Source organism: Paraburkholderia lebeckiae, from assembly GCF_014201005.1.
Taxonomy (GTDB): Bacteria; Pseudomonadota; Gammaproteobacteria; order Burkholderiales; family Burkholderiaceae; genus Paraburkholderia; species Paraburkholderia tuberum.
This window is the reverse complement of sequence record NZ_JACHDK010000003.1, coordinates 1-22,044: the sequence shown is the minus strand read 5'-3', so window position 1 is coordinate 22,044 and position 22,044 is coordinate 1. Positions and strand designations below refer to the sequence as shown.

30 protein-coding genes are annotated in these 22,044 nt (G+C 61.6%); 9 read left to right on the top strand and 21 right to left on the bottom strand.

The features are described from left to right. Positions 1-13: 13 nt before the first annotated feature. The 3 genes from HDG39_RS06615 to HDG39_RS06605 all read right to left on the bottom strand — a co-directional run bounded on the left by HDG39_RS06615 (position 14) and on the right by HDG39_RS06605 (position 2,378). On the bottom strand, positions 14-820 hold the full coding sequence (locus tag HDG39_RS06615) for a BPSS1780 family membrane protein (protein WP_018424178.1): 807 nt from the start codon (positions 818-820) through the stop codon (positions 14-16). Beyond that, positions 811-1,806 (bottom strand): homoserine kinase, encoded by a 996-nt coding sequence (locus HDG39_RS06610; protein ID WP_184004264.1) that lies wholly within the window; start codon positions 1,804-1,806, stop codon positions 811-813. Before HDG39_RS06610 ends, HDG39_RS06615 begins: the two co-directional genes overlap by 10 nt. Positions 1,807-1,982: 176 nt before the next feature. After that, positions 1,983-2,378: a hypothetical protein gene (locus HDG39_RS06605; protein WP_184004262.1), complete on the bottom strand. Its 396-nt coding sequence runs from the start codon at positions 2,376-2,378 to the stop codon at positions 1,983-1,985. 190 nt (positions 2,379-2,568) lie between these two features. Here HDG39_RS06605 and HDG39_RS06600 point away from each other — a divergent pair, with 190 nt between their 5' ends. Beyond that, entirely contained in the window at positions 2,569-4,095 is a 1,527-nt protein-coding gene (locus HDG39_RS06600; RefSeq protein WP_409259161.1) for an AMP nucleosidase, read from the top strand. A gap of 69 nt (positions 4,096-4,164) precedes the next feature. On the opposite strand, the gene HDG39_RS34905 is transcribed toward HDG39_RS06600, so the two are convergent. From HDG39_RS34905 to HDG39_RS06525, 15 genes are all read right to left on the bottom strand, one after another. After that, entirely contained in the window at positions 4,165-5,280 is a 1,116-nt protein-coding gene (locus HDG39_RS34905; RefSeq protein WP_260327561.1) for a tyrosine-type recombinase/integrase, read from the bottom strand. 1 nt (position 5,281) lies between these two features. Beyond that, positions 5,282-5,503, bottom strand: coding sequence for a DUF4224 domain-containing protein (locus HDG39_RS06590; RefSeq protein ID WP_184004260.1), 222 nt, complete (start codon positions 5,501-5,503; stop codon positions 5,282-5,284). A gap of 16 nt (positions 5,504-5,519) precedes the next feature. Then, on the bottom strand, positions 5,520-5,825 hold the full coding sequence (locus tag HDG39_RS06585; protein ID WP_184004258.1) for a hypothetical protein: 306 nt from the start codon (positions 5,823-5,825) through the stop codon (positions 5,520-5,522). Continuing rightward, positions 5,825-6,295 carry an ASCH domain-containing protein gene (locus HDG39_RS06580; RefSeq protein WP_184004256.1) on the bottom strand — a complete coding sequence of 157 codons (471 nt, stop codon included), beginning with the start codon at positions 6,293-6,295 and terminating at the stop codon, positions 5,825-5,827. Before HDG39_RS06580 ends, HDG39_RS06585 begins: the two co-directional genes overlap by 1 nt. Then, the gene (locus HDG39_RS06575) at positions 6,292-7,230 is read right to left on the bottom strand and encodes a phage Gp37/Gp68 family protein (RefSeq protein ID WP_184004254.1); all 939 of its coding nucleotides are present in this window, start codon (positions 7,228-7,230) and stop codon (positions 6,292-6,294) included. Before HDG39_RS06575 ends, HDG39_RS06580 begins: the two co-directional genes overlap by 4 nt. Further along, on the bottom strand, positions 7,227-7,589 hold the full coding sequence (locus HDG39_RS34900) for a hypothetical protein (protein WP_184004252.1): 363 nt from the start codon (positions 7,587-7,589) through the stop codon (positions 7,227-7,229). The genes HDG39_RS06575 and HDG39_RS34900 overlap by 4 nt, the downstream gene beginning before the upstream one ends. Beyond that, complete coding sequence (locus tag HDG39_RS06565) at positions 7,586-8,104, bottom strand: hypothetical protein (RefSeq protein ID WP_184004250.1); 519 nt, start codon at positions 8,102-8,104, stop codon at positions 7,586-7,588. Before HDG39_RS06565 ends, HDG39_RS34900 begins: the two co-directional genes overlap by 4 nt. 116 nt (positions 8,105-8,220) lie before the next feature. Continuing rightward, positions 8,221-9,078 (bottom strand): DUF2303 family protein, encoded by an 858-nt coding sequence (locus tag HDG39_RS06560; protein WP_184004248.1) that lies wholly within the window; start codon positions 9,076-9,078, stop codon positions 8,221-8,223. Between the two features lie 26 nt (positions 9,079-9,104). After that, positions 9,105-9,446: a YfdP family phage-associated protein gene (locus tag HDG39_RS06555; RefSeq protein WP_184004246.1), complete on the bottom strand. Its 342-nt coding sequence runs from the start codon at positions 9,444-9,446 to the stop codon at positions 9,105-9,107. Positions 9,447-9,526: 80 nt separating this feature from the next. Then, positions 9,527-9,715, bottom strand: a complete 189-nt coding sequence (locus HDG39_RS06550) for a hypothetical protein (RefSeq protein ID WP_184004244.1) — start codon at positions 9,713-9,715, stop codon at positions 9,527-9,529. Then, positions 9,712-11,358 carry a YqaJ viral recombinase family protein gene (locus HDG39_RS06545; RefSeq protein WP_184004242.1) on the bottom strand — a complete coding sequence of 549 codons (1,647 nt, stop codon included), beginning with the start codon at positions 11,356-11,358 and terminating at the stop codon, positions 9,712-9,714. The genes HDG39_RS06550 and HDG39_RS06545 overlap by 4 nt, the downstream gene beginning before the upstream one ends. Continuing rightward, entirely contained in the window at positions 11,351-12,352 is a 1,002-nt protein-coding gene (locus tag HDG39_RS06540) for a hypothetical protein (RefSeq protein ID WP_260327559.1), read from the bottom strand. Before HDG39_RS06540 ends, HDG39_RS06545 begins: the two co-directional genes overlap by 8 nt. After that, complete coding sequence (locus HDG39_RS06535) at positions 12,345-12,641, bottom strand: KTSC domain-containing protein (protein WP_184004240.1); 297 nt, start codon at positions 12,639-12,641, stop codon at positions 12,345-12,347. Before HDG39_RS06535 ends, HDG39_RS06540 begins: the two co-directional genes overlap by 8 nt. Next, positions 12,638-12,883 (bottom strand): hypothetical protein, encoded by a 246-nt coding sequence (locus HDG39_RS06530; RefSeq protein WP_184004238.1) that lies wholly within the window; start codon positions 12,881-12,883, stop codon positions 12,638-12,640. Before HDG39_RS06530 ends, HDG39_RS06535 begins: the two co-directional genes overlap by 4 nt. A 148-nt stretch (positions 12,884-13,031) precedes the next feature. Further along, on the bottom strand, positions 13,032-13,214 hold the full coding sequence (locus HDG39_RS06525) for a hypothetical protein (RefSeq protein ID WP_184004236.1): 183 nt from the start codon (positions 13,212-13,214) through the stop codon (positions 13,032-13,034). Between HDG39_RS06525 and HDG39_RS06520 the strand changes: the two genes are divergently transcribed. Next, the gene (locus HDG39_RS06520) at positions 13,213-13,872 is read left to right on the top strand and encodes a DUF4145 domain-containing protein (RefSeq protein ID WP_184004234.1); all 660 of its coding nucleotides are present in this window, start codon (positions 13,213-13,215) and stop codon (positions 13,870-13,872) included. The two genes, HDG39_RS06525 and HDG39_RS06520, sit on opposite strands and share 2 nt — an antisense overlap. Before the next feature lie 318 nt (positions 13,873-14,190). Here the strand turns inward: HDG39_RS06520 and HDG39_RS06515 are convergent, their stop codons facing one another. The 3 genes from HDG39_RS06515 to HDG39_RS06505 form a co-directional block, all read right to left on the bottom strand. Next, the gene (locus HDG39_RS06515) at positions 14,191-14,604 is read right to left on the bottom strand and encodes a hypothetical protein (protein ID WP_184004232.1); all 414 of its coding nucleotides are present in this window, start codon (positions 14,602-14,604) and stop codon (positions 14,191-14,193) included. A gap of 688 nt (positions 14,605-15,292) precedes the next feature. Further along, positions 15,293-15,796, bottom strand: a complete 504-nt coding sequence (locus tag HDG39_RS06510) for a hypothetical protein (protein ID WP_184004230.1) — start codon at positions 15,794-15,796, stop codon at positions 15,293-15,295. A gap of 88 nt (positions 15,797-15,884) precedes the next feature. After that, positions 15,885-16,415 (bottom strand): helix-turn-helix domain-containing protein, encoded by a 531-nt coding sequence (locus HDG39_RS06505; RefSeq protein ID WP_184004228.1) that lies wholly within the window; start codon positions 16,413-16,415, stop codon positions 15,885-15,887. 301 nt (positions 16,416-16,716) lie between these two features. On the opposite strand from HDG39_RS06505, the gene HDG39_RS06500 reads away from it, so the two are divergent. The 7 genes from HDG39_RS06500 to HDG39_RS06470 all read left to right on the top strand — a co-directional run bounded on the left by HDG39_RS06500 (position 16,717) and on the right by HDG39_RS06470 (position 21,610). Beyond that, positions 16,717-17,316, top strand: a complete 600-nt coding sequence (locus HDG39_RS06500) for a hypothetical protein (RefSeq protein ID WP_184004226.1) — start codon at positions 16,717-16,719, stop codon at positions 17,314-17,316. Further along, on the top strand, positions 17,313-17,573 hold the full coding sequence (locus tag HDG39_RS06495; RefSeq protein ID WP_184004224.1) for a hypothetical protein: 261 nt from the start codon (positions 17,313-17,315) through the stop codon (positions 17,571-17,573). The genes HDG39_RS06500 and HDG39_RS06495 overlap by 4 nt, the downstream gene beginning before the upstream one ends. 225 nt (positions 17,574-17,798) lie before the next feature. After that, positions 17,799-18,110 (top strand): hypothetical protein, encoded by a 312-nt coding sequence (locus HDG39_RS06490; protein ID WP_184004222.1) that lies wholly within the window; start codon positions 17,799-17,801, stop codon positions 18,108-18,110. After that, a complete protein-coding gene (locus HDG39_RS06485; RefSeq protein ID WP_184004220.1) occupies positions 18,107-19,963 on the top strand; it encodes a DNA cytosine methyltransferase in 1,857 nt (618 codons plus the stop codon). Before HDG39_RS06490 ends, HDG39_RS06485 begins: the two co-directional genes overlap by 4 nt. A gap of 143 nt (positions 19,964-20,106) precedes the next feature. Further along, complete coding sequence (locus HDG39_RS06480) at positions 20,107-21,006, top strand: hypothetical protein (protein ID WP_184004218.1); 900 nt, start codon at positions 20,107-20,109, stop codon at positions 21,004-21,006. Then, positions 21,003-21,398 (top strand): hypothetical protein, encoded by a 396-nt coding sequence (locus HDG39_RS06475; RefSeq protein ID WP_184004216.1) that lies wholly within the window; start codon positions 21,003-21,005, stop codon positions 21,396-21,398. The genes HDG39_RS06480 and HDG39_RS06475 overlap by 4 nt, the downstream gene beginning before the upstream one ends. Beyond that, a complete protein-coding gene (locus HDG39_RS06470) occupies positions 21,395-21,610 on the top strand; it encodes a hypothetical protein (RefSeq protein WP_184004214.1) in 216 nt (71 codons plus the stop codon). The genes HDG39_RS06475 and HDG39_RS06470 overlap by 4 nt, the downstream gene beginning before the upstream one ends. Positions 21,611-22,044: the final 434 nt, after the last annotated feature.

Below are 22,044 nucleotides of genomic sequence, written 5' to 3'. Positions count from 1 at the left end.
CGGGAACGACAGATCAGGCCGCCGGCGTGGTCGGCAGATCCGGCGTTTGCGGCGTCTGCACGCCGAAGCAGCCGCGATAGGTCGCGTAGAACGAGCAGTACAGCATGGTCGTGACGATCATCGTCGCGGGCATCAGGATCGCGAACGCGAAGTCGGCCGCGCCGAGCGCCTGCATCAGCGCGGACAGGCCGATCGACACGACTGTTGCGACTGCGAACCACAGCGCGGCGAATACGACGAAAGCGCCGCGATTGCGCCAGCAACTGACGACGCTGAAGAACATCGCCTTGACAGGCGGCACGTCGTGCCAGGCGGCGAGGATGGGCGAGAACCAGAACAGCATCGCGACCGGTATGTAGAACGCGAGCGCGGTGATCACCGCGAGCGGGATATTGCTGTTGGCGATCGTGTTCTCATCCATCGACGCGCTGCCGAGCATTACCTTCAGTAGCATGCCGCCGTCGGCGAGCGCCGAGCCGGCCAGCACGAGCGCCATGGCGATGACATACAGCACGCCGAGCACGAGCAGCCGCCGCGCGACCACCGGGCCATACGAGTGAAAGCCGTCGACAAGGATGGTCGGAAACACCGGTTTGCCCGCGATCGTGTTGCGGCATGCGGCCATGAAGCCGACCGCGACACCGGGAATGAACAATAGCGGCAACACGCCGCCGACCACCGGAATCTGCGACACGAGCGTCATCACGAGCAAATACGTGAAGAACAGCGTCAGAAAGGCGAGCGGATTCTTGCGGAACAGCCAGATACCCTGGCGGAACCACACATAGCCGGTTTTCGCGGGGACTTCGATCAGTTGCATGAGGTATGGATGCCTGGATTCGCGACGCCCTGCAGGCGCTCGCGCAGAATGCGTTCGAAATGACCGGGGTCGTGCGGCTTCAGCAGTTCGGCCGCGCGCGGCAAATGAAAATCATACAGGCGCGAGACCCAGAATCGGTATGCGCCCGCACGCAGCATGTCGCCCCAGTGATGGTTTTCCTCGACGGTGAACGGCCGCACCGTCTGATATGCGCGCAACAGCGCCTCGGTGCGCTCGGCGTCGAGCTTGCCGGTCGCGAGGTCGACGCACCAGTCGTTGACCGTCACCGCGACGTCGAACAGCCACTTGTCGCAGCCGGCGAAATAGAAATCGAAGAAACCACCGAGCCGCACTTCGTGGCCGGTGTCGGGTGCAGCGTGAGCGAACATCGCGTTGTCGCGGAACAGGTCGGCGTGGCATGGGCCAGCGGGCATTGCCGCGTAATCGGCGGAGGCGAAGAACGCTTCCTGATGCGCAAGCTCGGACGCCAGCAGATCGCGCTGCTCGCCTTCCAGATACGGCAAAATCGTCGGCACGGTTTGGCGCCACCAAGGCAGGCTGCGCAGGTTCGGCTGATAGCGCGGATAGTCGCGGCCCGCGAGGTGCAGGCGCGCGAGCATCTGGCCGACCTCGACGCAATGCTCGACGCCCGGCGAGAGTTCGGGTGCGCCTTCGAGCTTCGTCACGATGGTCGCGGGTTTGCCGAGCAGCATGCCGAACAGCGCGCCGTCGAGACGCGGCATCGGATCCGGTACCGGCACGCGATGCGCGGCAAGATGCCGCATCAGGTCCAGATAGAACGGCAGTTGTTCAGCTGTCAGCTTTTCGAAAATGGTCAGCACGTATTCGCCGCGCGTCGTCGTCAGAAAGAAGTTGCTGTTTTCAATGCCGGACGAAATGCCGCGAAACTCGACGACATCGCCGAGATCGTAGTGACTCATCCATTCTGCGAGTTGGGATTCGTTGACAGCGGTGAAGACGGCCATGCGGAAACGTCGGATCAGGTTGTTCGGGCTGGCGCGGTGCGGCCAGTGCGAGGTGAGACAAACGAATGTGGCGGAGCGGGCGACGAATGCGGAACGGCGAAGTGTAAGCGTCGCCGCATTCAGCGCGGGTTCATCGCGCAGCGGCCGCCGTTGCCGGCGTGCCGCTTTCGTACCGATCAATAGTGGAGATTCACCGATGGCAAGCGCGTACTGGGCTTGCCGCTGTCGTGGACGGTGGGCGACGTGTCGGGCGACGCGCTCATCTGGTAGCGGGTGCCGAAATTCGATTGCACGTTGATTTCGACCGGCTTGCCCTTGTCGCGGAATTCAGTGATTTCGGTGCCGTTCGGGCTGACTTCGTGAAAGCTCGGCGTGCGCGGAACGTTGATGTCGACCTTCGAGCTGACCTCTGCGCCCGGACGATTGATCTTGTCCAGGTCCGGCAGACCGGCCCGTTCATCGGCGGACTGGGGCACGCCGGCGGCCGGCGGTTCGTCGACGGGCTGGGCAGCCATCGCGGCGTTGCCGAAGGCAAGAGCCAGCGCAACAGCGATGGGAAGGAGCAGCTTCATGGTGATTCTCCGATTGGGAGCCGAGATTCTAGCAAATCCGGCCTGACGTACGGGCGCGAAGCCTTATTTTGCGCCGCTTTCGCGCAACCTGCGTGCGTTCTCGCGGGCGCTGTTGCAAGCGTCGCAGCCGACATTTGGCAACAGCGGGTTCCGTGGTAATGTCGTCTCATCAAAAGGGAGAACGATGATGATCAACAACGATATCAATCAGCGCACGGTGCAGACTCCCGCCAACAGCTTCCCAACCGAAGGCTTCGACGACGCGGCCGAGGCCGTCACCCGCCTCGCCGCGATCTACGAGGCAAACACGTCGTTCCTGCGCGATGCGTTCGCGCGCTATCGCCGCAACGAGCAGTTCGACCATCGCGTGCGCGCCTGCTATCCGTTCGTGCAAGTGCGTACCGAGGTCAACACGCACGTCGATTCACGCCGCTCGTACGGCTTCGTCGCGGGGCCGGGCGTGTTCGAGACGACCGTCACGCGGCCAGATCTGTTCGGCAACTACTATCGCGAGCAACTGCGGCTGCTGGCGAAGAATCATCATGTGCAGATCGAGGTCGGTGTGTCGGACCAGCCGATTCCGATTCATTTCGCGTTCGCCGAGGGCATCCACCTCGAAGGCGATCTGGACCGCGAGCGCCTGTTCCTGATGCGCGACATCTTCGATACACCGGACCTCGCGCTGCTCGACGACCGCATCGTCAACGGCACGTACGAGCCGCTGCCGGGCGAGCCGCATCCGCTCGCGTTGTTCACGGCGGCGCGCGTCGATTTTTCACTGCATCGGCTGAAGCACTACACGGCGACCTCGCCGACGCATGTGCAGAACTACGTGCTGTACACCAACTACCAGTTCTATATCGACGAATTCGTCAAGCTCGGCCGAGGCATGATGGCCCGTACCGACGACGAGGAATTGCGCGCCTATCGCAGCGAATACACATCATTCGTGGAGCCCGGCGACGTCATCACCTACAACGAGAATCTCGGCGAGCAGGCGCAGGAGGGCACGCCGCCGCCACGTCTGCCGCAGATGCCCGCCTATCACCTGAAACGCGCGGACGGCAGCGGCATCACGATGGTCAACATTGGGGTCGGGCCGTCGAATGCGAAGACCATCACCGATCACATCGGGGTGCTGCGTCCGCATGCGTGGATCATGCTCGGCCACTGCGCGGGACTGCGCAACACGCAGCGTCTCGGCGACTACGTGCTCGCGCACGGCTATGTGCGCGAAGATCATGTGCTCGATGCCGATCTGCCGCTGTGGGTGCCGATCCCGGCGCTCGCCGAAGTGCAGGTCGCGCTCGAGCGCGCGGTCGCGCAGGTCACGCAGCTCGACGGCGTCGAGCTGAAGCGCGTGATGCGCACGGGCACGGTGGCGAGCGTCGACAATCGCAACTGGGAGCTGCGCGATCATCGCGAGCCGGTGCAGCGGCTGTCGCAAAGCCGTGCAATCGCGCTCGATATGGAAAGCGCGACGATCGCCGCGAACGGCTTCCGCTTCCGCGTGCCTTACGGCACGTTGCTGTGCGTGTCGGACAAGCCGCTGCATGGCGAGCTGAAGCTGCCGGGCATGGCCGATCAGTTCTATCGCGCGCAGGTCGATCAGCATCTGCAGATCGGCGTGAAGGCGATGGAATTGCTCAGGATGAATGGGCTGCATCGATTGCATAGCCGCAAGCTGCGCAGTTTCGCCGAGGTGGCGTTTCAGTAGGAAAGCCTTGCGCGGCAGGGCTTTCAGCCGGTTCTAAAATTGCCGATTGTCTAACTTGACCGGGGGTGTCTAACTTGCGCGCTTGAGTGGCACAGGTTGAACCCGTTCCACCTCGCGCGCTTTGGTGTAGTGCGCGGTCATCTGCGCGGTCGTATGGCCCGCGAGTGCCTGGGCGGCGTCGGCACCTTCTTGTCGGCGCTTGTCAGTTAGAGCTTTGGCGCGCAGGTCATGAAAGTGCATCCCGTTCAGGAACATCGGATCGGCGGCCCTGGGTGGCGTCGCGTTGGCGCACTCTTCCTCATACCACTTTCTCGCCCGCTCGATCGCGCGCCGCCACGCAGACTGCGCGCCGATGTACGTGTACCGGCCGCCGGCGTGCGTGCAGATAACAGGGCCGATTGCCTTGATCTTGCCGGCCTTGGCCGCGTCGAGGGTGGCGCGCAGGTCGGGTGTCATCTCGATCAGCAGGCGCACGCCGCTGCTGTTGACTGTCTTGCTCGGGTGGAAGTAGACGCCTTCCTCCGATACGTTCTGCCAGTTCAGCGCCAGCAGGTCGCCGAAGCGCTGGGCAGTCTGGTAGGCGAGGTCGATCAGGCAGACAAGCGTGCGTCCGGACGCCGCAGGGCGACGGTGATTGTCAACGAGCGCGGCCGCGCGAATTGCATCGAGCTCGTCATCGGTGATGTACCGGTCGCGCTTTTTCTCCTTCGCGCCTTCTACCTCGCGCGCCGGGTTCCGGTCCCGCAGGCCTTTGCGCACTGCATGCACGAACAGGAGTGACATCAACGCCTTGTATTTGTTCGCTGTGTTCGGCTTGGTGGCGAAGTGCTTGTCGAGAAACCGCGCGATATCGGCCGGTCGCACGTCCTCGATGAGCCATTGGGGACCAAATTCCGACTTGATGAAGTGAGCCATACGCTGGTACTGGCCGCGCGTCTTGGCCGAATAGCCCGACAGTTTGACCGCCATCCAGTCGTCGACGAGTGCTGGCATCGTATTCAACGCCCGGCTGCTGCTGTCGGATTCGCGAGTGAACGCGGCGAGCCTCTCGTATAGGCGCACGATGCCGTCAGTCACCCGGCAGAGCCGATGCCATTTCCGGTTGGTATCGACGAACCACCACGAGCCGTGTTTTTCGTACACGCGTGCGGGAAGCGGGGATGGTTTTTTGCGTCTGCCGATCATGTCAGGTCGTTTTCATATCAGAGGTTAATTGAGGGTGCTCCTTGGCTGGTCTCGGTTTGGCAGCAGGAACACCGGTGATGTGGTGTCGCCAGACCCGCACGCTGCCGTCGGGACGCTGGTCGGCCGGGATACCTGCACGCTTGAGCGCGGTGAGCTGGCGGCATCGCTGGCGGTAGCCAGTTGCCTCGACAATCTCTTCTTCGGTCAGTGTTAGGGACTGCACGGCTGCATCTCCGTTTTCAAGGCAATTTCAATTGTTCGAGCGGTGCGGCGTCGATCTGGTCACGCTTGATGCCGCCCGCATCGCGATACGCGTTCCACACGTCGAAGTGGCGCGGGCAGTAATGGACGTCGGGTGCGATCTCGCGCGCGTGCGCGGCGCACAGGTGCCGGTCGCAGGTTTTGCCGCGGCTAACCGGAAAGTCGCACTGGTATCCGCTCGGCGCACGGCAGCTATCGACCGAGCAGCGTCGCTCCGTACGCCGGTCGCGCGTGCAGACGATTCCCGATGTGCCGTCGGGCAGGCGGAAGGGAATGCACGGCATCAGATAGCCCCCAACTCGTGCATCTGCCGCAGTTGCGCGGCGACGTCGGGCGGCACGTCGAAAAAATTCAGCGCGCCTTTGCATTCCACGAACGGTAACGGCTTCGCGTCGGCCAGATGGAAACCGAAAGCGCCGTCGACGTGCCAACGCGACGTGCGATCGGCGGGATGGATGCACTCATCGATCGTCACGACGCCGACTATCCCACCGCGTTGGAGCTGGTCAAACGGCGGCAGTTCGATCGACGGTCCCCCGACGGACCATAGGGGATCCTGCGCTGCTTCGTACTCGGCACGAGTCATGCCCCTCGACGCGTGAATCAGCACGCGCCCACGGACCTTCGTCGGCCAACCGCGGTTTTCGATGTCCTTCAGGATGCCGGCGGCGATCGCGGTCGCGCGAGCAGGGCCCGTTAGATCGGGGCGCACGATGAGCCATGCCCAGGGCTGGCGGATGGACAGCGCCTTCATGCCGCACCTCCGGGGAATTCGTCATGCGTGCAGCCGTCGAGCTCGCGGCCCGCAGCTTTCTTGCCGACGCGGGCACTGATAGCATCGTCTGACCAAACGCTGACCGGCCAGTCTCCCCCGATGCACGTGTCCGCATCGGCCCATTCCCCCCATTGCTTAAACAAGAACGGCACGCCGGCCGTCGCGCATTGGTCGCGCAGCGAGCGAGCCCAATCGGGATGCATCGGGCGCGCGCCATTGCCGCTTTCGCCGCCGCAAATCACCCAATCCACGCGCGCCCCAATGTTTCGCGGTCGGATCGCAACATGCTGCGGCGTGTAGACAATCTGGCCGCGCAAAGCGTCAAGATCAGACTCGTCTCCGTGTGCAAGCCTGTCCAGGCTGACCGGTCCAAGCATCGGCTCCATGCTCAGGAAGCGCACACGCGCCGGTACCTCGAGCAGCTTCGGAATGTCCCGGTCAGCTTCGGACTGGTTGACGATCGTCGCGCCGAGCCAGACGTTGTCGCGCCCTGCAAGCCAGTCATGCGAGCGTGCGCGCGCGACCATCTCGAACACATTGCCGATGCGCTTCGTGAGGAGCAACCAGTTCAGGTTAGGTGTGAGTTCGATGAGGTCGAACAGATCGCGGCGCCATGCCGGATCGACCGCGTTGTCGAATACATCGGCGAGCGAGGCGCAGAAAACGCGCTGACGCCGCCCGTGCGCGGCGAAGAACTCGCGGTGCGCGGCGTTCCACGCGAGCGGCTTTCGCCAGTTCGCCGCCGACGTACGGCGGCGCGGTGCGCCCGGGCCCCAGTTGATCGCGGTGCCACCTCCGAAGCGCGCATTGCGCGTCTCCGCATAGCAGTGGTCGCAGCCGGGTCCGACCTTCTGGCAGCCTTCCCACGGATTAAACGTGTGATCCGTCCACTCGATTCTGCTGTTCTCGCTCACAGCGCACCCCCTAATACCGGCGACACGGCGGCGGCGCGCTGAAATGCTGCGAGCGTTTCGGCGCCGTTGAACCGTACGTACTGCTTGACCGGGGACTGGCCCGCGATGCACCAGAGCTGATCCATCCGATTGCGAACGCTCATGGTGCGGTACCGTTCCACGACGCCCTCTGCGAGTAGACAGTCGAGGGCGTGGGCAACTGAATCCTGGCCGACAGAAAGCGTGTTGATAATGGAGCGCTTGCCCATCGCGCCTTCGCGGGTAAGCAATGCGACGATATCGGCGCGCAGGGCGATCGGATTCCGCATGCGTTGCGTGCGGCCGTTCGCCGTCACGAAAATGTACTTCTCGGCGGTCATTCCACGGCCTCCGTGTGAGGCGCATACCATGCGATATCGCCTGCGACGGCAAGCAGCGGCGAGTCGCTGGATGCGTGTCCCAGTAACTCGTCGACGGACGATGCAAACTTCGGATGGTCGTGGTTCAGCCCGAGCCGAGCGAATGCACGCTCGATGATCTGTTCCGCCTGATCTCGCGCCATGTCCACGAATACGCGTTGCCCTTCGTGCGGCTGGTAGCGCTTGGATACCTCGTCGCGCTCGAATTCGACATGCGCGAGGCTCGTGCGGCCACACGACGGACAAGGCACCATGTACGGGACGACATCGTCGCGGCTGTTCCAGATGCGCTCGCGGTGGCCGCAAGCACACGCGTACCACATAAGGGCATAGCCGTCGGCATGAAGCCGCGACACGGCTGCTGCTGCCTGTGCCTGGCTCTTACCGGCGCGCGCCAGCGCCTTCGCGTGTATGCGTTTTGCGGCGCGGCGTTCGAGCCGATTGCGCGGTACGCGCAATTTCTTGTAGGGATGCATTCGTTTCACTCTTGCAAAAAGCCGGGCGCCGTAAGGGCCGCCCGCAAATTCCGAGGGATATTTGCCGGCTTTCGAGGCGTTATATGTCTCTGCGGCAGCCGGCCGCCGCCGGTTGCTTATTTCGCGAACGGATCGCCGAAGAAGAACGGATTGCCAGTCTGGTCACGAATCGTCGCAATCATCCCGGTCGCAGCGGCTTCGAGCACCTTGTCGAAGCGAATCAGCTCATAGAAGAAGGTCAGTTTTGCGTCGCGAACGCGATAGCGCAGCCGCGCGTCGATCCGGTACGCGTCGCCATTGCGGAACACAGGAATGCCCAGCGCGAAGCGTTCGAACAGTTTCATCTTCTGCAGCGTCTGGTCGTCGTCGTCCTGGACGAACGACAGGTTCTGGCCGCCATTCTGGAGGCGGACGGCGCTCTTGAAACGGAAGTCCTGCGTGGCTTCGAACGCTAATGCCATTTCAAGCATCTCTGCGCCGGTCGGCAGGTTCTCGCCCGTGGTCGGTCCGGTGATGTCCTTCAGGTTTTCTTCGATGAACGCTGCGAAGTCACCCTGAGTCAGCGCCTGCTTGTTGTTGCCGATCCAGCGCTTCCATTCCTCGCTGAATTCCGGCTGAAAGCGCGCGAGATGGTCACGCCATGCCGCCTTTGCTTCGTCTTCACCGTGATCGTTCAGGATGGCCGTGAACGCTACCTGGCCGCGCGGATAATCGGCTTCGCACCAGATGGACGAATCCGTCAGCGAGCCGTGCCGCTTGGTGTACTCGATAAAGTCCTCGGGCGCACGCAGCCGGACGGTCGCGCTTTTTCGAAGGGGAGCAACGCGATACTTCGAGTCGTCGTACTCCTTCAGCGTCCAGTCGGGCGGAAGCGCGATACGACGTACCGCCGCGTCCGTATTCGAGCCGATTTCAACGGGCGCTTTCATTTCGCGCGCGAGCGTTTCGGCGATATTGCTTTGCAGATCATCCATAGCGGGAAATACTCCAGTGGGGAAGGTTAGGCCGTCTTCAATTCGGACGGCGGGGTGTCAGCGGTATCGACGCGCTTCAGGTCGAGCTTCTGCTGACGAGGATCGTCGGCGACGAGATTGCCTTCGGGAGTGGCGAACAGCATGGCTTCCATCGGCTCGTCGGCGGGCTTTTTCAACGTCGACTTGCCGGTGACGAGCATCGCGCCGCCGCGACTCGCCTTCTTCACGTTCAGTTCGAGCGTGATTTTTCCGGTGCCGCCGTTTGTGTCGATGGCGCGGACCAGCTCCGCGAACTGGTCGCTCGCGTGATCGAGCAACATACCGCCCGCGATGTGCCGCAGTACGTCGGTTATGGGTCTGGCAGACATTTGGACTCCTATGCGCTTGGCGCAGTGTTGCGAATAAAAATGGCCTACTTACCGGGAGGGTGGCTTTCAGCCAGCGGGGACTATGCGAAGTGCTTCGCGTGCAACTCGTCCAGTCGTTCGACCTGCTTGTCGCTCAGGCTCGTGACACGGCCGGCGCTTCGGATTGCATCGAGCTGGCGCACGAATCCCTGTTCCCAGTCGGTCAGGTCATTCGTGCCGAGCAGGCCGGACAGGCGCTCAATCATGGTGGCTGTGCTGACGTGTTTCACGCATCCACCTCCATCACAGCGAGGATGTGCTGCACGAGCGCGTTGCAGATACGGGGAAAATCATCCTCGTAGTAGAGCTTCGCTGCCTTGTCCGTCGCGGCGTGCGGAATGCCCAGGGTCGCCAGACCATCGGCAGTCAGGGAAACGGGAGCCAGCCTTTCATTGATCTGACCCAGGCGCAGCGTTGGCGCGCTGTTGGGCGGCCGCTTGGAGACGATCGATAGTGCACCCTGAATAACCGCTGCGGTATTGGTGGCCGCCGGAGCGACTGACGCGGCTTCGGTTTGCGCTGCTGCTTGCCTCGTCGCTTGTGCGGCTGCCCGCACCGCCGCCTCTGCTGCCTCGCGCGCGCGGTGGTCCTCGGCCAGCTTGTGCTGTTCAATGCGCGTTGTCACGACCAGCTTAAAGTCGTCGGACGGCTTTTGAATCAACTGCTGCAAATCGCGAAAAAGGAAACCGTACGCCTCGTCATGCGGGCGATACCAGTCGAGCTTGCCGCGCAGGTCGCGCGCGGCGGCATCGGCGGCGATCTTGCCGTTGGCGAGCGCCGTGTCGAGTTTGTCGTTGGCGCTAGCGATGGTCTTCAGGCCTTTGATAGCGCCCGCGAAGTCCGGAGTCGCGACTACGATGCTCACATCGCCCAGCGCGTTGTTCAGCGCTTCGACGTGGGCGGCGTATTTTTGTCGACGCTCGGCGATGGCGCTTTCCTTGATCTGCTTCTTACGCAACTCGATCTGGCTGCTCAGCGCGAGGCGCTTTGCACGCAATTGCTCGCTGACATGCTTGCCAGTGCGCATCAGTTCGTCGATGCTGGACATCTGCGCGATAGCCGCATCCATTGCGATCGCGATCTCCTTCTCCTTTGCCTCGCAAAATTTAACCGTCGCGTCAGCATTCACAAAGTCCTCATCTGTTTTGAGGTCCATCTTGATGCTGGCAATGAATTGCTCGGCGGCTGATTTGAACGCCGGCAGATTGCTCGCGACGACTTCGCCGCGGATCTGGACGGCGAGCGCCGGCAGAGCCATGATTGCTTCGGCTTGCGGCTTTTCAGCGAGCTCCTTTGGCTCGTACTCGGCGAGGTCTTTCTCGAACTGCGCCCAACCGGCGTGCAGGCGTGCGAACCACGCAGCATCAGGGAGTACTTCAAGCCAGACGAATTTCTCGCGAGTGCCGTCCGAGCAGGCGAATATCAGGCGCTCCGCGCCAGTCACCATAAGCACCTGCTGCGCCTGGGGCATGTGTTCCTCGGGCAGCACGCCGTCAGTGATCGAGGCGGCAAGAGCGTCGTTCCACTGCTTATGTTCGAAGCTGGTGTCGACGCCCATCGTCAGCCCGTCGCTGGATGCCGACATACGGCCCAACGAATACGTGACTGGATAGAGGTCGTCGCCGATGATGTCTTCGACGATCGGGCGCGCGAGCGCCTCGACCTCATGCCCGTAGTCGAGGATGTTTTTCTGGACCCAATCGCTGAATTCCTTGGGGTTCCCGGTGTGCTTGGCGTGCAGCAGTTCAGTGCGCTTTACCTTCGACGAGAGGCCGAGCATTGCCGCTGCCTCGCTCGCGCCGAAATGGTTCAGGCGAAACGCCATCCACTCGTCGCTTCCCTGGACGAGGTTGTGCATTACACGTTCAGTCATTCTCGTGACTCCATTCGTCGATCTGCTTCTTTTGTTCTTCGGAGAGCTTCGTACGCGTCTCGATCATCGCGACCAGCTCGTCGACTGTCTTTTTCTTTTCGATGATCTGTTTGCGCCAGCCGGGAGACTTCTTCTCGAATTCTTCTGACGAGCAGAGCGGAGGCGTCTTGCTAGTGGGCTCGGTGCGATCGTTCCCTGTCGGGCCGGGACGACTGTCGTCGATCTCGAACCACTCGGACGCCTCGCTCATCTCGTCGCGCAGCGACGCATAGATGCGCTTCAGGCTGACAACCTGGGCGGCCGTGATCGCTTCGAGCCTGCGCTGGATCCGCTTTTCGATGTGCTCTTTGGTAACGCCGAACTGTGCGAATGCTTCGACCATCTTCGCCATTGCTTCAGGGCTCGTGTCGGCCTTGCTTTTGAGAGTCGCGTCGGCCTGCGCCATTGCGGCATCAACCACGTCGCCAGGGATGACGGCCTCGAGACAGGCGCGTACGCGGCGCTGCGCCTGATTTGCACACAACTCGTAGATGTCCCGTTCGTCCTTTAGGACGTAGCCGCCTTTCTTCGTGTCACGCCAGTGCGGCACGATGAAGGCGATACGCTTGCGCGTGCGGCTCTGAAGATCGACGGCCACGGCTTCCACTTCCGAGAACGGAATGCCGTTCGGCCCGACCCCGCGTGAGCGCTCGCGCCATGCCGAATCGACGTTGCACCACTCGGCGGCGATTGCTTCCATAGCCCTGATCGACGGACCGCGAATGTCGGTCCCGCCGCGCGAGAACTGATACTGCGACTTTTCCGCGAGCGTGGTGCGTGTGAACGCATTCAGGATACGGTCCATCGCCTTGACCTGATCGCGCGGGAACTGCTGCGCCATCAGATACGTGACCTGCATTTCTGCAAGTTCGCGGCTCTGGTCCTGTCGTGCGCCAGCAGTGTCGGTGACGGCGTTGCTGCGGTCCGCAAACGGAGAGGCGACAAGATCATTCATGTGCGGTCTCCTTGTGTGCGGCCGGCTTCGACTCAATGCGCGTGTAGGGGAAGCGTTCGGCGAACGGTTTGATGTGCTTGTAGAAATGCGAACCGATCGATTCAGCATTTTTGAACGCGGCGAAGTTGGCTGGCGTCACGTTCGCGTAGTGGTAGAGCGACGTCGGTTCGCCGGTCTTGCCCTTGAATCGCACGGCAAGCGTGTTCGTTGCAGAGTCGTATCCGATGCTGTGGATCTGCGACGACTTGACGGCGCTCAGTGCAATAACGGGGGCGGGTTTGGTGTTCATGCAGAACCTCGTGCGGTGATGTCATTGGTGAGTTGCGGTGCCACATCGGTGTTGATGTAGACCAAAGCGAGAGCAGCGGAGACGAGCAGCAAGATCATCGCGAGCCATGTCCAGACCGGATGGCTGCGCTCGAGCATGTCGAGTCGCCGTACTGCGCGATCGCTGCGGACGAAGGCCCACAAGCCGCTGCAGACGAGGGCGATCAGTGTCCACACGCCAAGAAAGGTGAAGGTCGAGTTCATGCGCTGCCACCAGCGCGCAGCGCGACGAGCAGATACCAGGACGCACCGACGGCGGCGAAGAGTGCGATCGCGGCGGGAATGCGCCACGGGGCACGTTTCGGGCAGTGGCGCAGGAGGGCGTTATCCCCGACGGGGCGGGAAAGGGCTTCTATCCGGCAGAGTGCTCGCAACGCTTGCGTTCCACGAGCAAAGCGCCAATCAGCGCCGCGACGTACGCCTCCCTGTTCTCGGCAGACTTCACCACGTAGTATTGGAAAAGGTCCACTTCGGGGCGTGGCGACGATCGTAGTATCGTCTCGATTTCTTTTGAAAAAGGAGCAAGAGTGGTCATGGGTGCCATCCATCATGGTGAATGCCCGCATTGCGGGAAACAGAATGTCCAGTTTTCGGGCGACGCCTGCACACCGTCGAAAGCCCAGCCAACGCTTGCAGGTCGTCGCACCTGGAATCTCCATATGACGTGCAATAGCTGCTGGGGGCCGATTGCACTGCTGGTAGAAACTGATGCGGGGATGCCCTATAGCGGGGATGCGAGAGAAAGCGTCGTCATCCCCGAATTGGGCGCCGATCCGTATTTCGAGATCCGGACCCTGGCCATGTATCCAGAGCCGACCGTGCCGACTGCACCTCCCGACACTCCGGATGAGATCGCCGAACCGTTCATCGAGGCCCAGGACAATCTCAAGCGCAATAAGCGGGAGACGTGCGAAATGCTGTGTCGCAAGGTGCTTGACATTGCAACGAGGCGGCTCAAACCCGACATCAACAACTTCAACGCGCGAATCAATGCGCTGCGAGAAGACGGCACGATTACCCCAGCTATGGCCGACTGGGCTCACATCGTTCGCATGGATGGGAACGGCTCGACGCACAGCGAGGAGAAAACCACTCCGGAACGGGCACGCGAACTGGTCGGTTTCACCGAGATGTTTCTGATCTACGCTTTCGCGCTGCCAGCTATGGTCGAGGCGCGACGCTACGCGAAGTAGGTCGTTGTCGCGGCCAGCGCGGGAAAGGGCGGGATAGGAGGTGGTCACTTGGCACCTCGCAAACCAACCTGTTCGCCGAGTGTGGGCGGGTCTTCCGGCACAACGAGAAGCCAGAACAGAAACACGACTAGCCATTCAAGCAAGGTCGTGATGACCGGGTGGCGGTGGTAGAGAGCGAGGACTGTTCTCATGCGGCACCTCGCGAAATGAGGGCGCGCGCGATTTCGCGCATCAGGTGTTCGGTCAGTGCGCCGCGCGGGCCGCTGTCCGACTTCGGCAGCGCGCGCAGTACAAGCAAGTCCTTTGCGAGCACGGACATTACTGCACCCCCGCGATAACGAAGATGCGATGCGGCTGCTTCAGATCCTCGTGCACGTCGTCGCGCTCGATCATCTGGACGGCCTTTTCGGCCTCGTCGAAACACTCGCGCGCCAGCAGTTCGAAGAAGCGACCGGCGATCAGCGTGCGCAACGCGGAGCCACTTTCGAGGAACGCTGCACACACAACCTCACCTTCGAGCATGTCGAACGATTGCATGGCCGCGATCACGTCGATCGGTTGCAGGTTCGCGATCTTCGCGTCGAACTTCTCCTGAGCGATCCGGTTCACGAGTTCGGCGCGCGCGAGAATGTCCTGTGTCTCGCGCGTCGAGTCTTCGAGCTCGACGTCGAGCAGGTAGTCACCGAGGCCGGTGACGCGCGCCAGGGGCGCAGATGGTCGTGTGTGTTGCATCGTTCATCCATCGAAAGCGTTGCGATGGAGTGAGTATCACGTCTGTGTTTATTGCTTGTCAACACGTGTGTGATTGTTTTCGACGCTGAGCGGGATGGGTGGCTTAAAGTAGCCGTGAAAAATAGGCGATGGCGTCGGAAAGGGCTCGAATGGCTCGAACTGGCGAAGCGAGATACAAACCTTCTGCTTCGACTCGGTCCGTGCCGTCTTCCTGCGGACGAATGACAATTTCGTCGACGTCTTCAGGCGATGGTGGATCACGCGACTCTGCTGGGCAGCATGGCATGCCCGCCGCTTGCCGACGGCGTTCGAGATACGGCCCGAATTGAATGACGCTCACGCCAGCACGCGGCCGATTGTTACGACGTCGGCCGTGGATACTGATGTGACGCGAAAGCCGATCTGAGCATAGAAAGACCTTGCCCATGTATAGAGTGAACCCTCTTCGGGGGTGGGCGTTTTTTCATATCTTGTGTCGCAGAAGCAGTAAGGTGTACTTACAGCAGAGTCTGTGTCAAGAACGCATCACACTCGGTTACAGAATTTGATTCAATTAATTGTGAACCGCGGAATATGCGATTTACATTTTCGTTGGGAAAGTCGATTGCACTTGAACGGCATCGCTTTTTCAGCCGCGCGGATGCTGGAATGTCGACCGGATTTCTTACCGTTGAATTGCATGCTTTCCCTAATGCCTGCCGTTTGGGTCGTTTGATTCCGCGGCGGCAGCACCATCCAGATAGGCCCGATATTCGATTTCGTCTCGAGCGCATTGCCTGTCACCATCACAGTTTTCAACTGCTGTTGCCCACGAACGCGCCTCGTTTCGTTCGCGCATCAGGGTACCAATGAACCATGTGACAACGAACATGGCGACGACGAATGCGAGGCTTTTCCAATCGATGTTGAGCGTGCGTGGTGATCGCTGTACACGGGGAACGCTCCACGCTGGATCGCCTGCTAGTCTCCGAGCCTCGGCGGCTTCGCGCTGCGTTAGATGGTGCAAGAGAAAATCACGACTCCTACCAGCGCTTTCAACTATGTGTTTCGCATGAAGATCGCCCGCATTAGCTAGCGCTGCGTAGCGCCCTAACATTCGCGAAAACGCTTGCTCAATTTCATCGCGCGTTGCATTGCTTGTTACGCCCAAAAAGAGAGCATGGCTTGGTGAATTGATATCTGGCTCTATCATCGCAATATAAGACGTATCTTAAAAATGCCGTTTGATTGTTAAAAACTATCGATATAGCGCAAAAATAGCCGCTCGCGCGGCGTTGAAGTCAGGAATTCTTGCGTCGCTTTGCGGTTCGTGGTTTACCGACGGAAAACATAACGCCGTCGGTATCGCGTGCGATCCCTTTTGTCGGTTCACCCACGGTAATGCTTATGCGTTTCGGGTGAGCCTCGGGCTTTCGCTTTCCTGCGCGCAGCAATGCCTCAAGCGCATCAGCGATTTCGGAAATCTCTTTCTCGCTGCGGCCGACAAGCGTCCGCAGTACGCGCTCGGTTGCATCGCTCTGATTCGTTGAAGAGTGGTTTTCGCGCGTCGACGCATGGCTGCTTGTGTCGACAGGGGTGTCGCCGGTCAACTCGGCGGGCGGCGTGCCTTTTCCCTCGGCAAGCCAAAGTGCGTCGACATCGAGCAGAGATGCGATCACAGGCATCTTGAGACTAGCGAAGCGAATACCGGACTCAAGATTTCCAATCGCAGCTTGGCTCACTCCTGCGAGGTCAGCGAGCTTTTGTTGCGAATACTTCTTCCTCTTGCGAGCCCACGCAAGGCGTTCTGCCAGTGTTTTCAGCGTCTTCATATCACAAATGTAATAGAAAGGTCCATCACGAGGGTGTTGATGAGCAAACACAATTGTGATAGTTTGCCGACATGAATACGCAAACCATTGTCCTTGAGCTTCTTAAAAGCGGTCTGACGCAGACGGAACTTGCGAAGTTAGCGGGGTGCGCGCAGCCAACTATTTCCGCCTTCCGTCTCGGCGTGCGTGGAAAGCGCGTCTCTAAAGAGATCGGTGATCGACTCTTCGCACTGCACGCGGAGCGTTGTAGAGAGGCCTCGGGTTCGCCGCCAGTCTCGACCGCCGCATCGGAGGTCGCGTGATGCGTATCCCGAAGCTTCCAGGCTCAACCGGCATTCGGCCAGGCGATCCCGAGCGCGAGGTTCGTTCATGGGACGCGGCCGGGCGACTCATACCGCGCGGCAGCTACATCGCCCCGTGGCAATTCACCTATATCGGCCCTTGGGTCGGATGCTGGCAGAACGACGCCATCGCGCGCGGCGACGAGCTTCGCAAGCGCATCCATATCGCGGCCAAGCTGAACAACCGACGCGTGGTCGAGTCTAGGCTTCCCCGCAAGATGCGCGCACTCGCTGATGTAGGTCATGTAGACCTCGATCGGAAAGATCGGAAGCGATTCTCGCGCCCCGCGCTTGATGTCGCCTTCGCGCATCCGAAGCGCCAATTCCATGATCTTGAGCGTAAGCGCAGTGTGATGCTCGCGCCGCTTGGCGATGATCTGCACGACCACGGAGGCGGTAGCGGCAACAACTGCGACAGCGATCGCAGCCGTCGCCGCAATCCATTCTGGAGAAAGGTGGTTCATTGGTTGAAGAAGGTAAGTCCGGTGTGGGTCGAGATATCGATCGAGAAAAAGGGCGATTCGCCGCCAGTCCCGACCGCCGCTTCGGAGGTCGCATGAGCCTCATTAACCGAATCATCAAGAATTTAGGCCATTACGATGCCGCAGCGCTGGACCGTCTGGCTCGCGAAATCGACGGCGAGCAGGCCCGCAGAGCGGCAATCAGTCGGCCAACTCCGGCTTCGAGCCTCATTCCCGAATCAGCGCTTCGAGAGTTGCTGCTGACCTGGTTAGTCGAGCAGGGAGTTGATCGGGAATCGGTAGAAAAAGCATGGAGTCGTCGAGAGTCTGGATTCGCTCCCGGAAAGCCGCGATGAACGCCGAGCGCTGCTCTGCCGAAAGCACGTTGACCAGCGCGGCAATGGCTATCCGTGTGGTGAGGATGTCATCGGCGTGTTTGGCGACTTGCTCAGCGAGATTTTTTTTTCAGTCATACGCACCCCTGTTGTTGGAGGTTGAAGAAGTGGAGAGCTTTGATTTTTACATGGCAGTGGGTGCGTACCCGCTTTGGTTGCCGACCGCCGCATCGGAGGTCGCGTGATATGCCGAACGACCAGACCTACCACATTGGCGACGAGGAACACGCGGACGACGCTGCGCTGTTCGCGCGTTCGGGCACGTCGCACCCGCTCGGCAAGCTGACCTTCCTCGCCAAAACCGTCATTCCAGAATCGGTCGGCGACGTGTTGGCTGAACGCGCACGCGCCGCGGGGATGGGTGTCACCGAACTGCACCGCGAAATTCTGTGCCGTTGGGCATGCGGTGAAGAGATCGACAGGTTAATCGAGCGCCGGCGCCGCGTCGCGTCGATGAATGGGTCCAATTCAGGACCTGAAAGGGCCGGGCAAACATGAGGCGCGACACCTTCACGATTGCGCTCGACCTCGGCGCCGAACTGATCGTCGACAACTTCGCCGGCGGCGGCGGCGCGAGCACCGGCATCGAGCGCGCGTTCGGCCGCCCGGTCGACATCGCGATCAACCACGACGGGGAAGCGCTCGCGATGCACGCGGCGAATCATCCGCAGACTGCGCACTACACCGAAGACGTGTTTGCCGTGCATCCCGGCTTCATCACGCGACAGCAGCCGATCGGGCTTGCGTGGTTCAGCCCCGACTGTAAACACCACTCGAAAGCGAAGGGTGGCAAGCCGCGCGAGCAGAAGATTCGCGGCCTCGCATGGGTCACGCTGAAGTGGGCCGTGCTCCAGTCGCCGCGCGGCATCGGGCTCGAGAACGTCGAAGAATTTCAGGATTGGGGCCCGCTGGACGACGACGGGCGTCCGATCAAAGCGGAGAAGGGGCGCACATTCCGCGCATTCGTGTCCGCGCTCTCGACCGGCCTCGCCGAAGGGCACCCCGACGAGCAGGAGATTTTTGAAACCCTCGGCGCGGACTTTCCGCTCGCGCGGCTACGCGCCGGGCTCGGCTATCGCGTCGAGTGGCGCGTGCTGCGCGCGTGCGACTTCGGCGCGCCGACGATCCGCAAGCGTTTGTATCTGTTTGCGCGTCGCGACGGTCTGCCGATCGTCTGGCCGACGGCGACGCATGGCGACCCGAAAAGCGACGCGGTACGCGCGGGCAAGCTGGCGCCGTGGCGCACGGCTGCGGAGTGCATCGACTGGAGCATTCCGTGTCCGTCGATCTTCGAACGCAAGCGGCCACTGAAAGACGCGACGCTACGGCGCATCGCGCGCGGCATCATGAAATTCGTCGTGAACAGCCCGGCGCCGTTCATTGTCTCGACCGCGCATAGCACGACGACGGGCAGAGGGCCGAACGTTTGGGGTATCGACGAGCCGTTGCGCACCGTTACCAGTTCGAACGACAAGTACGTCGTCGCGCCGACGCTCATGCACGTGACGCACCAAGGCGGCGATCGCGCGGCGCACGTCGACATGCCGCTCGCGACCGTGACCGGTGCGCACCGCGGCGAGCAGGCACTGATCGGCGCGACGCTGATCCAGATGGGTTACGGCGAGCGCGAAGGGCAGGCTCCGCGCGTGCCGGGCCTCGACAAGCCGCTCGGCACTGTCGTCGCGGGCGGCGGCAAGCACGCGCTCGTCGCGGCGTTCCTCGCGAAGCATTTCACCGGCGTGACGGGCACGCGCATCGACGTTCCCGCCGGCACGGTGACGACGAGCGATCACCACTCGCTCGTGACTGCGCAGCTCGTCGGTTGCGGCGGCCGTGCAGGCCAGTCGCGCCCGCGCGACGTGAGCGAGCCCGCGGCGACGATCACGGCGAAGGCCGACACGGCGCTCGCGGTATCGCACCTGGTGAAGCTGCGCAACAACCAGTTCGGGCAGGACGTTCGCGATCCGGCGCCGACCATTACCGCCGGCGGCGGCCACATCGGCGAGGTCCGCGCGTTCCTGATCGCGTATTACGGCAATGAGAAGGACGGCGTGGATCTGCGAGACCCGATGCGCACGGTGCCGACGCACGACCGCTTCGGGCTCGTGACGGTCAACGGCGAAGACTACGTGATCGCCGATATTGGCATGCGGATGTTGACACCGCGAGAGTTGGCACGGGCTCAGGGCTTTCCCGATTCGTACGTGCTCGATCCGGTGACGAACGGCAAACCACTATCGAAATCGGCACAGGTCCGCATGATCGGCAACAGCGTTTGTCCGGACGTCGCCGCGGCGTTGATCGAGGCGAACTTTGAGCACGAACGCGCATTGCAACAGGCTTCTGCATGACCGAGAGTCCACGCCCCACACCCTATCCACCCGACACCCGCGCGAAAGGCTGGCGATTTGAACTCGACTACGAGCGAATCCGTCAGTCCGACACTTGGGCGCTTGCCACGTCTGAGGTTCGACCGTGGCTGCTGATGCTATGGATGACCGCGTGGGAGCAAACCCCGTGCGGCAGCTTGCCGGCGGACGACGAGCTGATCGCAGCGCGTATCGGGATGCCACTAGATCAGTTCGAGTCGATCAAGAAGCGCCTGATGCGTGGATGGTGGCTCGCTGATGACGGCCGCCTTTATCACAGCACGCTAACGGAGCGCGTGCTCGAGATGATTGCCCATCGCGACGGCGAGCGGCTGCGCAAGGCTGCGCAACGTGCGGCGAAGGAAAGCGCACAGGAGGCTGCTGGCGAACCGGCTCGCGGTAAACGTACGCCCGCGAAGAAGTCCCCTGATAAGCCTCCGCCGTCTCATGTGAATGGCGATGGAGTCCCAAATGTGTCCCACGGGACAGACGCGGGACTCCATCGGGAATCCGACACCGGAACCGGAACCGGTAGTAAACCTAAGGGTACTAACGACGACGGTAGAGACTTGATACGTGGTGGGGCTGTGGATAACTCGAATGGCGTCGCACGTTCACCGCCGCATTCGTCGTCGTCGTTGAGTGCGAAAGAGATCGCCGAATTGCTGAAGCAGTGGGAGTGCGAGCGCGGCAAGAACCCGCGATTCGCACCTGACGCACAGCAGATCGTCGTGTGGGCAATGCGCGGCATCACTGCCGAGCAGCTGCGCATCGCGTACGACGCAGCCGTCGCGCAACGTGACCACGACCGCGACGTGACAGCGGTGAACGCCGGTTTCCTCGATGCGTTCGTCGCGAAGGCGCTCGCGCCACCGAAGCCTGTCCCGCTGCGGACGATGACCGATGCCCAACTCTGCGACGAGGCGAAGCGGCTGACGATCAGCATTCACGGACTGGACCGCGCGGCGAGCATCGCGAAGCTCGAGCAGGTGCGTACACAACAACGGGGAGGGCATGCGGCATGAAATACGCCAACGGAGTGCTGCTGGACATGCCGTGCCATCTCGCGCTGTGCGTCGATGAGCGCGCGTACCGCCGCGAGATGCGACGCCTGAAAATCGACGAGCATCCGCCGTTCACGATCAACGGCAAACCGGCGACTGCGCACTGGTTCAATCACCAGCAAGGCGGCCAAAACCTTGCAATCGTGTGCGTCGATCGCGAAACGCTGGCGGATCGAACAGGCACGCAGATCGCCGCGCTGCTCGTGCACGAGGCGGTGCACGTCTTTCAGAACATCTGCGAGCACTTGGGCGAGGAGTCGCCGAGCCGCGAATTCGAGGCTTATTCGATCCAGCGGATCGCGCAGAACCTGATGCACATGTACGCGGAACTAAGCGAGGGAGGCACGAAATGAAAACGCAGGCCGAGAAATTCTGGATCGTGTGGTGCCCGACTGGCGCGAAGCCGCCGAGCTATCGGCACACGAACTTCGGGAGTGCCGCTATGGAAGCGGAGCGGCTCGCGCAGGCCAACCCGGGGCGCGAGTTTTTCGTGCTCGGCGCTGAAATGTCGTACTGCGCGATCGCGATGCAGCGCGTCGAGTACTTCGACGGGATTCCGTTCTGACCATGACGGCCGATCCGAAAGCATGGGCACGCAAGCTCGTCGACGAGTACGAGGCAGGGCGACCACCGAAGCCGACGAACGTCTATCGCGTCGCCTACGCCGCATTGGGCCTGACGTTTCCAGAGGGTGCACACCCGATACATGCGGCGAATGTTCAGAAATGTTCAGGTGCGTCGCAATCGGTGACAAATGCGGCGCGATCGGTAACGGCGCGTCCGGTGCCTGTGCCTAAGCGTGCGCCGGTCGAGGATCCGTGGTGGGACAGCGAGTCGCCCGCGTCGGATAGCAATTGATAGCGGTTTTTAACGATTGGAGTGGTGATTGAGCAATTCGAGAGGTGAATGGCGCGTGGTGCGCATCAAGGGCGAATGTCACGTGATCCCGTGCAACGACCTGCGCGAGCACGCGCCGCACGGCTGTGCGTGCAATCCGGT

Coding starts and splice junctions, on each gene's coding strand:
- HDG39_RS06505 (WP_184004228.1), bottom strand. CDS start 16,415: ATGAAGACGCTGAAAACACTGGCAGAACGCCTTGCGTGGGCTCGCAAG.
- HDG39_RS06615 (WP_018424178.1), bottom strand. CDS start 820: ATGCAACTGATCGAAGTCCCCGCGAAAACCGGCTATGTGTGGTTCCGC.
- HDG39_RS06555 (WP_184004246.1), bottom strand. CDS start 9,446: ATGTCTGCCAGACCCATAACCGACGTACTGCGGCACATCGCGGGCGGT.
- HDG39_RS06475 (WP_184004216.1), top strand. CDS start 21,003: ATGAAATACGCCAACGGAGTGCTGCTGGACATGCCGTGCCATCTCGCG.
- HDG39_RS06545 (WP_184004242.1), bottom strand. CDS start 11,358: ATGACTGAACGTGTAATGCACAACCTCGTCCAGGGAAGCGACGAGTGG.
- HDG39_RS06525 (WP_184004236.1), bottom strand. CDS start 13,214: ATGACCACTCTTGCTCCTTTTTCAAAAGAAATCGAGACGATACTACGA.
- HDG39_RS06515 (WP_184004232.1), bottom strand. CDS start 14,604: ATGCAACACACACGACCATCTGCGCCCCTGGCGCGCGTCACCGGCCTC.
- HDG39_RS06480 (WP_184004218.1), top strand. CDS start 20,107: ATGACCGCGTGGGAGCAAACCCCGTGCGGCAGCTTGCCGGCGGACGAC.
- HDG39_RS06585 (WP_184004258.1), bottom strand. CDS start 5,825: ATGCCGTGCATTCCCTTCCGCCTGCCCGACGGCACATCGGGAATCGTC.
- HDG39_RS06610 (WP_184004264.1), bottom strand. CDS start 1,806: ATGGCCGTCTTCACCGCTGTCAACGAATCCCAACTCGCAGAATGGATG.
- HDG39_RS06495 (WP_184004224.1), top strand. CDS start 17,313: ATGAGCCTCATTAACCGAATCATCAAGAATTTAGGCCATTACGATGCC.
- HDG39_RS34905 (WP_260327561.1), bottom strand. CDS start 5,280: ATGATCGGCAGACGCAAAAAACCATCCCCGCTTCCCGCACGCGTGTAC.
- HDG39_RS06500 (WP_184004226.1), top strand. CDS start 16,717: ATGCGTATCCCGAAGCTTCCAGGCTCAACCGGCATTCGGCCAGGCGAT.
- HDG39_RS06520 (WP_184004234.1), top strand. CDS start 13,213: ATGGGTGCCATCCATCATGGTGAATGCCCGCATTGCGGGAAACAGAAT.
- HDG39_RS06530 (WP_184004238.1), bottom strand. CDS start 12,883: ATGAACTCGACCTTCACCTTTCTTGGCGTGTGGACACTGATCGCCCTC.
- HDG39_RS06490 (WP_184004222.1), top strand. CDS start 17,799: ATGCCGAACGACCAGACCTACCACATTGGCGACGAGGAACACGCGGAC.
- HDG39_RS06485 (WP_184004220.1), top strand. CDS start 18,107: ATGAGGCGCGACACCTTCACGATTGCGCTCGACCTCGGCGCCGAACTG.
- HDG39_RS06510 (WP_184004230.1), bottom strand. CDS start 15,796: ATGATAGAGCCAGATATCAATTCACCAAGCCATGCTCTCTTTTTGGGC.
- HDG39_RS34900 (WP_184004252.1), bottom strand. CDS start 7,589: ATGACCGCCGAGAAGTACATTTTCGTGACGGCGAACGGCCGCACGCAA.
- HDG39_RS06565 (WP_184004250.1), bottom strand. CDS start 8,104: ATGCATCCCTACAAGAAATTGCGCGTACCGCGCAATCGGCTCGAACGC.
- HDG39_RS06580 (WP_184004256.1), bottom strand. CDS start 6,295: ATGAAGGCGCTGTCCATCCGCCAGCCCTGGGCATGGCTCATCGTGCGC.
- HDG39_RS06605 (WP_184004262.1), bottom strand. CDS start 2,378: ATGAAGCTGCTCCTTCCCATCGCTGTTGCGCTGGCTCTTGCCTTCGGC.
- HDG39_RS06560 (WP_184004248.1), bottom strand. CDS start 9,078: ATGGATGATCTGCAAAGCAATATCGCCGAAACGCTCGCGCGCGAAATG.
- HDG39_RS06470 (WP_184004214.1), top strand. CDS start 21,395: ATGAAAACGCAGGCCGAGAAATTCTGGATCGTGTGGTGCCCGACTGGC.
- HDG39_RS06535 (WP_184004240.1), bottom strand. CDS start 12,641: ATGAACACCAAACCCGCCCCCGTTATTGCACTGAGCGCCGTCAAGTCG.
- HDG39_RS06540 (WP_260327559.1), bottom strand. CDS start 12,352: ATGAATGATCTTGTCGCCTCTCCGTTTGCGGACCGCAGCAACGCCGTC.